General features: G+C 56.3%; 9 protein-coding genes. 6 read left to right on the top strand and 3 right to left on the bottom strand.

The features are described 5' to 3' along the window. Nucleotides 1–5 precede the first annotated feature (5 nt). From K227x_RS15445 to K227x_RS15425, 5 genes are all read left to right on the top strand, one after another. Nucleotides 6–1481 (top strand): sulfatase-like hydrolase/transferase, encoded by a 1476-nt coding sequence (locus K227x_RS15445; RefSeq protein ID WP_145170799.1) that lies wholly within the window; start codon nucleotides 6–8, stop codon nucleotides 1479–1481. A gap of 69 nt (nucleotides 1482–1550) precedes the next feature. Then, nucleotides 1551–2696, top strand: coding sequence for a kappa-carrageenase (locus K227x_RS15440; RefSeq protein ID WP_145170797.1), 1146 nt, complete (start codon nucleotides 1551–1553; stop codon nucleotides 2694–2696). A 26-nt stretch (nucleotides 2697–2722) separates the two neighbouring features. Continuing rightward, nucleotides 2723–4324, top strand: coding sequence for a sulfatase (locus tag K227x_RS15435; RefSeq protein WP_145177944.1), 1602 nt, complete (start codon nucleotides 2723–2725; stop codon nucleotides 4322–4324). Between the two features lie 125 nt (nucleotides 4325–4449). Beyond that, nucleotides 4450–7287 (top strand): PSD1 and planctomycete cytochrome C domain-containing protein, encoded by a 2838-nt coding sequence (locus tag K227x_RS15430; RefSeq protein ID WP_145170795.1) that lies wholly within the window; start codon nucleotides 4450–4452, stop codon nucleotides 7285–7287. Between the two features lie 101 nt (nucleotides 7288–7388). After that, entirely contained in the window at nucleotides 7389–8888 is a 1500-nt protein-coding gene (locus K227x_RS15425; RefSeq protein WP_145170793.1) for a DUF1501 domain-containing protein, read from the top strand. Between the two features lie 742 nt (nucleotides 8889–9630). Here K227x_RS15425 and K227x_RS15420 read toward each other — a convergent pair. Further along, nucleotides 9631–10605 (bottom strand): alpha/beta hydrolase, encoded by a 975-nt coding sequence (locus tag K227x_RS15420; protein WP_145170791.1) that lies wholly within the window; start codon nucleotides 10603–10605, stop codon nucleotides 9631–9633. Between the two features lie 252 nt (nucleotides 10606–10857). On the opposite strand from K227x_RS15420, the gene K227x_RS15415 reads away from it, so the two are divergent. Further along, on the top strand, nucleotides 10858–11253 hold the full coding sequence (locus tag K227x_RS15415; RefSeq protein WP_145170790.1) for a VOC family protein: 396 nt from the start codon (nucleotides 10858–10860) through the stop codon (nucleotides 11251–11253). Between the two features lie 50 nt (nucleotides 11254–11303). Here the strand turns inward: K227x_RS15415 and K227x_RS15410 are convergent, their stop codons facing one another. Continuing rightward, entirely contained in the window at nucleotides 11304–12047 is a 744-nt protein-coding gene (locus K227x_RS15410) for an energy transducer TonB (RefSeq protein WP_145170789.1), read from the bottom strand. Beyond that, nucleotides 12044–12241: a hemin uptake protein HemP gene (hemP, locus tag K227x_RS15405; protein WP_145170788.1), complete on the bottom strand. Its 198-nt coding sequence runs from the start codon at nucleotides 12239–12241 to the stop codon at nucleotides 12044–12046. Before hemP ends, K227x_RS15410 begins: the two co-directional genes overlap by 4 nt. Nucleotides 12242–12305 lie beyond the last annotated feature (64 nt).

Raw genomic sequence — 12305 nt, 5'->3', positions numbered from 1 at the left:
CGTTGATGCGCCGTCCGAGCTGTTTGCTGACCTTCGCTACGCTTGCCATCGGATGTGTGGTCAGCCAAGCGGCGCATTCCGCGACGCCGGAACAGCAAAGCTCGCGGCCGAACATCGTGTTGATTTTGTGCGATGATCTTGGATACGCGGACGTCGGATTCAACGGATCGACGGACATCCAGACTCCGAACTTGGATCGGTTGGCCAGCAACGGCATGAAGTTCACGTCGGCATACGTCACCCACCCGTTCTGTGGCCCCAGTCGGATGGGGCTGATGTCGGGGCGGTATCCGCACAAATTTGGGGCACCGTTCAACCTGCCCAACAGCGGGCTGGGGATCGAACAGTACAACCGGCAAGGTGTACCGATAGACCAGAAGTTGATCAGTAGCGTGCTGCAAGACAGCGGCTACTTTACCGGTGCGATTGGCAAGTGGCACTTGGGGATCGACGCCGATTACCATCCGAACCAGCGTGGATTCGATGACTTCTATGGCTTTCTGGGCGGCGGTCATATGTATTTCACCGACCGTTCCCGCGGGATCTACGAGCGGCAGGTGAAGGCCGGTAAAGCGAACTTCAACGAATACATCGTTCCTTTGCAACACAACGGGACCGACGTCGACGAGACGGAGTACCTGACTGACGGATTGTCGCGCGAGGCGGTGCGATTCATTGACCAAGCATCCGCCGGCGAGCAACCGTTCTTTCTGTATCTAGCGTACAACGCGCCTCATACACCCTTGGAAGCCAAACAAAGCGACTTGGAGCGATTCGCCGACATCGACGACGAAAAGCGACGCGCCTATGCGGCGATGGTGTATGCCGTCGACCGAGGCGTTGGTCGAGTGGTCCAGTCACTGAAGAAGGCCGGAGCGATGGACAATACGTTGGTCATCTTCCTAAGTGACAACGGTGGCAAGATTGGCGCTGGATCCAACAATGCACCGCTTAGCCAAGGGAAGGGGAGTGTCAGTGAGGGTGGCTTCCGAGTCCCGATGTTCTTTCACTGGCCTACCGAAATTTCAGCGGGCAAGACGTTTGATCATCCCGTCACGACGCTCGACTTCTATCCCACTCTTGCTCGTTTAGCCGGAGCCACGATTCCACGCGAAACGCAGTGTGACGGCAAAGACATATGGGATTCGATCGGATCGAACCAAAACCCGCGTCAAGATGAATCGATCTATGCACTGCGTCACTGGAATGGATTCCACAACGTGGGAGTTCGCCGAAACCAGTGGAAGATCACGAAACAGGGGCCATCGTCTCCATGGAAGTTGTTCGATCTTGATCGCGATATCAGCGAGTCCAACGATGTCAGCGCAAGCCATCCGGAATTGGTGCGCACGATGGTCGACGACGCGCGGAAGTGGAGCGAATCCCATACCCAGCCGCTATGGTTTGACAACTTAAAGGCCGAACAAAATTGGAAGTCCAACGGCATGCCAATTTACCAGTCGACTTTCGCTGTCGAATGACCCGCAGATCTCTCTTTCCCCACTGTCCTTCCCCTTCAAATCCTCCCCTCACTGTTTCGTACAAACTACATGAATCGAATCTCCATCGTTTTTGTCGTGATCCTGCAGGCTGCGATTGCTTCGTCAGCGGATCCTGTGCCGCTGCGGAATGCCGAAGACGCAAATGCGGCCGCTTGGAAGTTTGTCCAGAGTCATTCGGACGAATTCGATGGCGATCAAGTCGACCGTCAAAAGTGGAACATTGACACCAAAGATTTTGGTCCCTGGAGCTGGGATCCCGCCAACGTCGCTGAAAAAGACGGATCTCTTCATCTGCGCATGGTGCAATCAGGCCATCGCCGCGGTGAACAAGAACTTCACTACACATCCGGCATGGCACGCAACGATCAGACGATCACGTATGGTTACTTCGAGGCGCGAATCAAAGGCTGCTCGCGCTATCCCGGCGCATGCCCTTCGTTTTGGTTGTACAGCATCAGTCCACAGAACCGATTCCAAGCCAGTGATGGCGAGACCGTGGCGTATTCGGAAATTGATGTGGTCGAGCTTCAGCAAAGCGAGTTCGATTCGGAAACGAAGTCGCACTACCCGGTCACTCGGATCGACTGCAATTTGCACACCGTCCTGATCAAAGATGGCAAGCGACAGTGGTTTCGCCCGCACAGCGCGCCGGACCTTTGCCGCAGCTACGTCGATTCAACCTGGGATCCGCGAGCCGACTATCACGTCTACGGAGTCCACAACACTCGCGAAACCATCACTTGGTACATCGACGGCGTCGAAGTGGCCAAGAAACCCAACCTGTATTGGCACTTGCCGATGCATGTGACACTTTCGCTTGGACTTCGATATCCCTTCGTCGGGTATCAAAACGGTGACCGTGTTGCGGTGCAGGATGCGACCACCGGCGACGGCTTTCCGACGCACATGTCGGTGGACTATGTGCGTGTCTGGCAACAACCGGGTGACTTTGAATCGCGAATCGCGATGTTGAAAAGCAAGTCGCAGTCGGCATCGAAGTCCAATGGATCTGATTGGACTTGGGACCAGTATGTGGAACACGAACAAGCCAACTGGAAACAGAATGGATGGCAATGGAATGCAGAGCAGGTCAAATCGAACTTCGACCAAATCGATCGCAACGGCGATGGATTGGCATCGGGGATCGAACGACGTGACTGGTACGAAAAGAAGTCAAAAGGCGAACAAGAATGAATGAATCACGATTGAAACTGGAAACAATGAAATACCTTTCGATTGCGATTTGCAGTCTTGCGTTTGCGGTTCACTGCGGCGCGGCCGAGAAGCCCAATATCCTGTTCATTGCGGTCGATGACCTGAGGCCCGAATTGGGCTGCTATGGTTCGCCGATCGCGGTGTCGCCCAATTTCGATGCGTTGGCCAAAGAAGGTTTGCTGTTCAATCGGGCCTATTGTCAACAAGCGATCTGTCGTCCCTCACGCGCTAGTTTGATGACCGGGGCGCGGCCGGAAACCACTGGGTTGTTCCACAACTACGTTTCGCTCCGTGAACTGCAACCGAACATCGTCACTCTTCCACAGCAGTTGATTGCCCACGGTTACGACGCCGCTTACTGCGGAAAAATTTTCCATTTGGGCGACAATGACGAAGGGGTTTCATGGAACCGTGAATCCGTCAAATGGTTGCAGGGAATCAAAAAGCCCAAGTCGGGCTTCGCATTGCCCGAGAATCAAAAGATCCAGACGGAAGACCGCACCGAGATGATCGCCAAGTACGGTGACGCGGCCAAACGGGGGCTCGCCAGCGGCCCGGCCTATGAATCGGCCGACGTGCCGGATCATGCGTACGTGGACGGCTACGAGACGCTACGTGCGATCGAGACGATGAAACAAATGGTGAAGGAAGGTGACAAGCCGTTCTTCATGGCTTTGGGCTTCAAGAAGCCGCACTTGAATTGGGTGGCACCGAAGAAGTACTGGGACATGTACGATCGGGACAAGATCCCGATGGCATCCGAGACAGAGGCTCCGCTAAACGGGGCCGCGATGGGCCTGCACGCTTCGTTCGAACTTCGCACTCGATCCGGGATCCCCAAAACGGGTGACTTGGACCCGGAATTGGCTCGAACACTGAAACACGCTTATCTGGCTTGTGTTAGCTATGTCGACGCTCAGTTCGGAAAGATGGTCGCCGCTTTGGAAGAAGCTGGCGTACGTGACAATACGATCATTGTGGTTTGGGGCGACCATGGTTGGCACCTTGGTGACATGGGCGTGTGGGGAAAAGCCACCAACTATGAAATCGCAACGCGGGTTCCAATGATGATTTGGAGTCCCACCATGAAGTCGCATGGTGCGAAGACCGATGCCTTGGTGGAACTGGTCGACATCTATCCGACTCTCTGTGAACTGGCCGGAGTACCGATCCCTGACCACGTCGAAGGACATAGCTTTGTCCCGCTGATGGATGATCCCGATCAACCCTGGAAAAAGGCTGCCTTCAGTCAGTATCCCAACCCCGCACTGCGTGAATGGGCCGCAAACCCGTTGTCGCCCGCGATGCGAGAAACCTGGTTTGGGCCGCTGATCCAAGAAGTTGAAACCCGCATCCAACAACAGCAAGGTGATCGCTGGGATCGCGAGCTCTTCGAACAACATTTGATGGGCTACACCATGCGGACCGATCGCTATCGTTTGGTTCTATGGCGTGATCATCGGGAGCCAAACGTGGATCCGGTGTTCGTCGAATTGTTTGATCACCAGACCGATCCGCTAGAAACGAAGAACGTTGCCGGTGATTTTCCGGATCTGGTCGAATCGTTAAGTCAACAATTGAATTTGGGTTGGGAGGCGGCTTTATGAACGGACAATTGAAAAGGGCTTTGAACGCACCATCGTTTCACCTCTCTGGCAATGCGTCCGATCGACCACGCCAAAGATGGGATCGCCAGATAGATCGTTTTCCACGGTTGACATCGCTGTCGCACATGACGGTTCGTCGCTGGATGTCACTGATCGGCGGGACGCTTATCGCGTTAGTGTTGAGTGCGTCGACTGGCGGACGAGCAGTGGGGCAAGAGATCGATTTCGAATCGGATATCTACCCGATCTTCGAATCCTATTGTCTTCATTGCCATGGCGAAGACGAACAAGAATCGGGGCTGCGTTTGGATTCGCGAGTCAGTCTGCTTCGTGGCGGTGATTCTGGGCTGGCGGCCCTCGTGCCGGGGGACCCCGACAAAAGCTACCTGATGGACGTGATCACCCATGCCGACGAGGACATGGCGATGCCGCCGGACGACGACAAGCTTTCGGACGAGGCGATCGAATGGGTGCGTCGTTGGATCAAGGACGGTGCCCAGTGGCCCGGCCAGATGGACGATGTGGTGACCGATGAGATCGAGCACTGGGCGTTCCTGCCCTACAGTCGTCCGGTTGTTCCAAATGCCGGATCCAATGATGCGACGACCGATTACGCCGAATCCGACAAGTTGTCGACTTTGGCGAACGAATCCGTCATCAACGCGTTCCTGAAACAGAAATTGAACGAGTCGGGATTGGACTTTTCCAGTCCTGCGGATGCTCGTTCGTTGATACGACGAGCATCGATCGTTCTGACCGGGCTGGCGCCGACGCCGGAACGGGCGAACAAGTTCGTCGCCGAGTTTGCGGCCTCGCCCGATGCCGCTTACGAAGCATTGGTCGATGAACTACTGGCGTCCCCTCACTTTGGCGAACGTTGGGCCCAGCATTGGTTGGACGTCATCCGATGGGCCGAAACCAACGGCAGCGAAAGCAATCTGTATCGCAAGAATTCGTGGATGTACCGCGACTATGTGGTTCGCGCATTCAACGAAGACAAGCCTTACGACCAGTTTGTTCGCGAGCAGATCGCCGGTGATGTCCTGGGCAGCGGTGATGCGACCGGATTCTTGGTTGCCGGCCCGCATGTTCCTGCCGCCACCGTGGGGCAGGAAGAATCAGCAATACGGCAAGCGCGTGCCGACCGCATGGACGAAGTCTTGCAGACGGTTGGCGCTTCGGTGATGGGCGTGACGATTGGTTGTGCCCGATGTCACAACCACAAATTCGATCCGATCTCGATCCAAGACTACTACTCGATGACGGCTGTCTTTCAAGATGTTGAATTCGGCAGTCGGTATCCGGAACTTTCGCCTGACCATCCTCGCAAGCAACGTGAACACGAATTGAATCTTCGCTTGTCACAGCTTCGTACCCAAATGCGAAGTGAAGGGTGGGGTTGGGTCGAGGATTGGGAAGGGTACAAAGAATTTCACTTTCCAACGAAGACCGTGGACGAACTTCGAATTTCGTTCGATGGCCGCTGGGTTCAGATTGACGAGTTGGAAATTCTGGAATCTGGCATTGACGGAAAGAATGTTGCGTCCAAGGAAACGGGCACTGCGATCTCGGACAACCCGGCGACTCATTTGACCAGCCAACCGATCAGCCGCCTGAACGATGGTGTCTTTGGCACCAAGGGGTGGCGCGGCGTCAGCCCGAAGGGAGTCCAGGACAAACCCTGGTTGGAATTCGATTTCCCAAACAAGGTCAACGTGTCCGCGCTGCGGATCAGCACCAATCGCGAAGACTTTTATGAGACGGACTATTTGGATGGGATGAACAAGGTTTCCTATGGTGATTTCCGTATCGAGCTTCGCGGAGACGATGGGCAATGGACCGCTTTCAGTTCCACCGCGGCGATGAAGAAGCGGACGAAGGAAAGCGAGCAACGTCAAGCGTTGCAGCAACAGGTTCAGGATGTAATCACCGAACTGCTGATCCAAGGGCCACAGCCGTCGTTCCTGGGCCAATTCGTCAGTCCGGTGGAAACGTTTGTCTTGGCAAGAGGAAGTCCCGAAAGCCCGCGCGACAAAGTCGTTGCATCGGCTCCGCTTCGTCTGAACGGTCAATTGGACATTGAACCCGATGGTCCCGGCCCCGACCGACGCCTTGCGTTCGCCGATTGGTTGTTGGACGAACAGAACCCACTGACCGCTCGCGTGATGGCAAACCGGGTCTGGCACCACATTTTCGGTTCCGGAATTGTGCCCACGCCTAGTGACTTCGGACTCGCCGGCGCTCCGCCGACGCACCCCGAATTGTTGGATTGGTTGGCCAGTGAGTTTGTGAATCCGGGGGCCGCGGAAGACGGTTCGGTGAGGCCTTGGTCGGTGAAGCACTTGGTCCGCATGATCGTGCTTTCCAAAGCATTTCGGCAATCCAGTCAACCGGATTCGGTCGGCTTGTCGAAAGATGCATCGGCGACGCTTCTGTGGCGGTTTCCGCCGCGGCGTGTGGAAGCCGAAGTGATCCGTGATAGTGTGCTGCTGGCATCCGGGCGACTGGATGAATCGATCGGTGGTCCCAGCTATCGGATTCACAATGTCAAGAAGCGATATGCCCAATGGCAAGTCGTCGACAACTACGGCGAAGACACTTGGCGCAGGATGCTGTACCAGGAACGGATGCGAAGGGTGGACGATCGAATTTTCACCGCGTTCGATTTTCCGGATTGCGGACAGATCCGTGCGAAGCGGCCGGTTTCAACGACGCCGCTGCAGGCGCTGAATTTGATGAACAGTGATTTTGTGGTGTCGCAGTCTGGTTGGCTCGCACGTCGTGCCAAGGACGATGCGGGCGACCAGACGGCAGCCCAAGTCGATCGCTGTTTCGAGTTACTGTTTTGCCGCCAACCCGATGACGAGGAACGTGAGGCGGCGATCGCGCTAGCGGAAAACGAGAGTCTTGAATTGCTCTGCCGCACGTTGATCAACACCAACGAGTTTGCGTTTTTGCCGTAACCGGATGTTCGCACAGGCACGGGGCGGCGAAGTCGCCCGGTTGCTTGTCACGGCATCAGCCAACGCCCCTGGAATTTTTCATCTGACCCACCGATCGAATCATGAATCCTGAAAAACTGTCGCCCTTGGGGCGGTCGCTGCTAGACCGTCGTTCGTTTCTAGGTCAATCCGGAATGTCGATGGGCGCGATTGCGCTGTCGCAGTTGTTGGCCGGTGATAACCTGCTGGCTTCGGAAGCTAGCGATGCGAAAACGCCGATCCGTCCAGCAATCGATGACAAGAATCCGTACGCGTCGCGGAAGCCCCACTTCGAGACGCCCGCCAAACAAGTGCTGGTGATCTTTTGTCCGGGCGCGGTCAGCCATGTCGACACCTTCGATTACAAGCCAGACCTGTACAAGCTTCATGGGCAAAAGCCGCCTGGGATCCCGCAGGTCACGTTCGAAGGACCGACGGGTGATATCGCCAAACCGTTTTGGGACTTCAAGCCACGCGGCGAAAGCGGCAAGATGGTATCTGACCTGTTGCCGAATCTTGCCGGGATGGTGGACGACTTCTGCTTTCTGCATTCGTTGACCACACAGACCAGTGCTCACCCCCAAGGCGAAAACTTCATGAACACCGGATTCACGATGGAAGGGTTTCCATCGTTCGGTGCTTGGGTGACTTACGCGTTGGGCTGCGAGACTCAGGAACTGCCTGCCTTCGTCGCCATCAACGACCCACGTGGGTTAGCCCGCAGTGGAAAGAACAACTTCGGTAGCGGATTTTTGCCGGCCGCGTTCCAAGGCACGGACTTTACCGCTGATAGTCCGCCAGCCAATCTGCATCGGCCTGACGGATTTGGTCGCTCGGCGGATGCTGCGAGTGTGTCACTGCTTCAGAAGTTGAACGCCAAACACATGCAGCACTTCCCGGGCGATGCCGATCTTGCCGCACGGATCGCCAGCTACGAACTGGCTGGACGAATGCAGACGTCGGTGCCGGACGTGATGGACATCGCGAACGAACCGAAACATATCCACGACGCCTACGGCACGGGCACCGGTACCGAACTGAAGAAGGCGTACGCCAACAACTGCATCCTCGCTCGGCGACTGCTCGAAAAGGGAGTGCGTGTGGTTCAATTGTTCAATGGAAGCGATCCGGCGGGCGGAAACGGGATCACCAATTGGGATTCGCACAGTGATATTGCCAAGACGCATGCGATGCAGGCCGAAATCATGGACCAGCCGACTGCGGCCTTGATCGCGGACCTGAAGCAACGCGGCATGTTGGAACACACGCTGGTCGTGTGGTGCACCGAGTTCGGACGGATGCCGTTCCTGCAAGCCAATGGGACCGGCCGTGATCACAACCCCAGCGCGTTCACATGCTTCCTAGCCGGTGCCGGAGTCAAGAAGGCGTACAGCTATGGGGAGAGCGACGAATTCGGTTTCAAGGCCGCGGTCAACGAAGCGACAGTCTACGATTTCAACGCGACCATCCTGCACTTGATGGGACTGAATCATGAACGGTTGACCTATTATCACAACGGGATCGAACGCAGGCTAACGAACGTTCACGGCCACGTGATCAAAGACCTGTTAGCAGTCAATTAAGCAGGTAGCCATTCGTCTTTAGGGAACACGCCGTTTGCCCCAACGCAGCAACACGTCTCGTAGCGAAAGTCGCCAAGACTTTCGGTGATCCACTGGCAACTGTCAACGGAAAATGCCCGGCCGCTCACGCGATCACGGCTCACTAGATCGACAAACCGTCAAGACTTTCGGTGATCCACTGTCAACCACATTTCGTAGCGAAAGTCGCCAAGACTTTCAGTGATCCACTGTCAACTGAAAATGCCCGGCCGCTCACGCGATCACGGCTCACTAGATCGACAAACCGTCAACCCTTTCGGCGATCCACTGTCAACCACATTCCGTAGCGAAAGTCGCCAAGACTTTCGGTGATCCACTGGCAACTGAAAATGCCCGGCCGCTCACGCGATCACGGCTCACTAGATCGACAAACCGTCAACCCTTTCGGCGATCCGCCACATTCCGTAGCGAAAGTCGCCAAGACTTTCGGCGATCCACTGTCAACGGAAAATGCCCGGCCGCTCACGCGATCACGGCTCACTAGATCGACAAGTCGCCAAGACTTTCGCTGATCCACGCGTCTTAGGCCGAAACTCTTGACGAGTTCCGCTACGAAAAATGCCTTCGAACGTATGGGATGAATACTTCACAGCATTGGCCCGAGCGGCTGACACCGAATCCTTCCTGCATCGGCGGCACGGCAGCGTTGCCTATCCGGGAACGAAATTGGCGCATTGGCGCATTGGCTCGCCGGCGAAATCTTCTATTTCAGTTCGACGTTCTTTGCAGGCACTCCGTCGTGTTTGTCCACTGTTGCGGATTGGACAAAATTTGCGGCATGGAACTTCATGATCGTGAGTGCCTGGGCGTCGTAGATCTGTTTGGCGGAATGGGTAGCGCCCGGGACAACGATGCGCTGGTGGGGGATTTCGAGTGAGTCTAGGAATTCCATGTACTGCAGGTTGTTCTGGTAGTTGAATCCTTGGTCACCCACGTAGATCATCCAGCGGACGACGGGCGATTTCCGTTTTGCATAGCTGCGGGCAAGATCCCAGGTGTTTTCACCGAGACTGAAGCGAAGGTTCGGGTTCTCATATCCGTCTTCTTCGCTGATCCGTTTCTCGGACGCGTAGCCACCGCCGCCGGCCGCCGCGCTGCAGAACAGGTCTGGCCGGCGAAGCGACAATCGCATGGTGGCTCTTCCGCCTTGGGAGAATCCTTCGATTCCACGTCCGGATCGGTCGGCGATCGTACGATAGTTTGCGTCAATATGCGGGATCAGCTCTTCAGTGAACACGCTGGCGCCTTTGCGTTTCGGATCATCCGGCATGTCATAGTGGCTGACCGGACCGCCATTGACGAACACATAGATTGCTGGCGAAACCTCAGCATTCTTCATCGCGTCGAAGATCGGTTTGGCCAGTCCGATACTTTTGGTTTCGCTCCCCGGGCGTCCGCCATGGAGGTAGTACACAACCGGGAAAGCTTGCCGGGTCGATGTTTCGTATTCCGGCGGCAACAGAATCACGTATCCGACGTCGACCCCCAGCGATTCGCTAGGAAACGTTCGATGGCTCAGCGCGGGGTGGTGATTCTTAGGCATCGGATTGACCCAACGAAACTCCGGCACCGGCTTCTTCTTGTCCTTTGTCTTTGCTGGTTCCTTGGTCTGTTGTGCGATAGCGCCGCTGCAGGTAGCCGCCGCAAACATCAGCAGCAGGATCATTCGGAATTGCATAGCAGTCGGACCAACCAAGGAGCATGGGACGGGGCAAGCGATCCAGCAAGGATATCCGGTACCGCAGCACCCGGCAATTCAGAACCTGAGTCGTCCGTGTTGGCGGCCGAGTACACCGATGGCCAGAGGCCACCGGCATCGAGGGGATGTCCCTTCCGGACTTGCGAACTTTGCCCTGTATTCCCGAACGCTGGAAATGCCTATCGTTTTGATTGGCCTCTTGTTCCGTTCGCAAATCTAGATGGATTCACCATGAAACTCGGATACGTCATTCTTTATGTCCCAAGCGTCGCCGATGCGGTCGACTTCTATGAATCTGCTTTTGGGCTAGAGTGCCGGTTTCGGCATGGGGGCATCGAGGGGGACTATGCGGAGATGGAAACGGGGCAGACGGCGCTTGCGTTCGTGTCCGAAACGTTGGCTGATTCGCATGGCTTTGGATATCGCAAGACGAACGTCCAAAGCGAGGCACCCAGTATCGAGGTTGCCTTGGTCACCGACGACGTGTCAGCCGCGTACGACCGCGCGATCGCTGCCGGTGCGATCGCGGTCAAGGCGCCCGCACAGCAGCCTTGGGGGCAAACGATCAGCTACGTGCGAGACAACAACGGGTATCTGGTCGAAATCTGTTCGCCCGTCGCAAAATAGTGCGGGCGCCCATCGATCGGGCGCTGTATTCTTCCAAACTGAATCGGTGTCTACAAGCGAAATCGTATCGGCAACACTTCGACCGATGCGATGGGTTGGCCGAATCGGGTTGCCGGTTTTCCACGCCACATCATGACGGCTGATACGGCTGCCTGATCCAAAACTGCGTGGCCGCTGGAATCCGAGATTTCGACGCGCTCAACTTCGCCAACGGTGCTGATGAACAGTTTCAACATCACGGTTCCTTGTAACCGACGCACGATGGCATCGTTGGGGTACTTGGGGGCCGGGGTGTCAGTGAACTCGACCGGGCTGTCGTCGCGAAGTCCAGTCATCTGCTGGGTTGGCGGCACACTGGCGGCGGGCGCGATCGATACGGCGACGACAGGAGGGAGTCGAGGTCGGTCCGTTTCGGCTGGCCGGACTATCGGTTGCTGAGTTCGAGTGACGACACGTTCTAGAGGCTGGCTGATCGTAGCAGGCGTCCAGTCGGGTTCAGGCAGATCAGACGAAAGCACGGATCGGGTAGGGGTGCGACGCTGAACCGGCAGTGGACGCGAAAGGTCATGATCGGATTGCGTCACCGGTTCGATCGCTTCAAACGACACCGGTGTGGAAACGGCTGTCGCTGCGGGCCGGGCAAGCGATACTTCGATCGACACAACCTGTCGGGGGCCGCCTGACGAAAAACGTTCCAGCGCCGACAACGAAACACAGCACATCGCCACCAACGCCGTGGCGTGCAGCGCCAGCGAAAAGGCGGTCGATCGTCGAAAATGGCTGGAATGGATCACTTGGTTAAGTATAGCTTTTCGGATCCCGTTCGTCGAAGTCGGTAAACCATCTCGCCATGACGGATCCAGACTTCGCGGCGACCCTGGAACAGGTCAACAGACTCCCACACTTTCGGTCGTGAATCGATCGGATCATCTGGCGTGGAACTTGGCTGGTCATGGGGGATGCCGTCGGGCGGTTCGGGTTCATTCATCGCACGCTCAGAATGCAGAAACCGTGCCATCGGGCGGCGGACGCTGAACCACCGCAGTTTCGTG

Origin of the sequence: Rubripirellula lacrimiformis (assembly GCF_007741535.1) — a bacterium.
GTDB classification, from domain to species: Bacteria; Planctomycetota; Planctomycetia; order Pirellulales; family Pirellulaceae; genus Rubripirellula; species Rubripirellula lacrimiformis.
This window is presented reverse-complemented; position numbering and strand designations above follow the sequence as displayed.

Excerpts from the sequence above, each read along its gene's own strand:
- K227x_RS15445 (WP_145170799.1), top strand. The coding sequence starts at position 6 with ATGCGCCGTCCGAGCTGTTTGCTGACCTTCGCTACGCTTGCCATCGGA.
- K227x_RS15425 (WP_145170793.1), top strand. The coding sequence starts at position 7,389 with ATGAATCCTGAAAAACTGTCGCCCTTGGGGCGGTCGCTGCTAGACCGT.
- K227x_RS15430 (WP_145170795.1), top strand. The coding sequence starts at position 4,450 with ATGACGGTTCGTCGCTGGATGTCACTGATCGGCGGGACGCTTATCGCG.
- K227x_RS15420 (WP_145170791.1), bottom strand. The coding sequence starts at position 10,605 with ATGCAATTCCGAATGATCCTGCTGCTGATGTTTGCGGCGGCTACCTGC.
- K227x_RS15440 (WP_145170797.1), top strand. The coding sequence starts at position 1,551 with ATGAATCGAATCTCCATCGTTTTTGTCGTGATCCTGCAGGCTGCGATT.
- K227x_RS15415 (WP_145170790.1), top strand. The coding sequence starts at position 10,858 with ATGAAACTCGGATACGTCATTCTTTATGTCCCAAGCGTCGCCGATGCG.
- K227x_RS15435 (WP_145177944.1), top strand. The coding sequence starts at position 2,723 with ATGAAATACCTTTCGATTGCGATTTGCAGTCTTGCGTTTGCGGTTCAC.
- hemP (WP_145170788.1), bottom strand. The coding sequence starts at position 12,241 with ATGAATGAACCCGAACCGCCCGACGGCATCCCCCATGACCAGCCAAGT.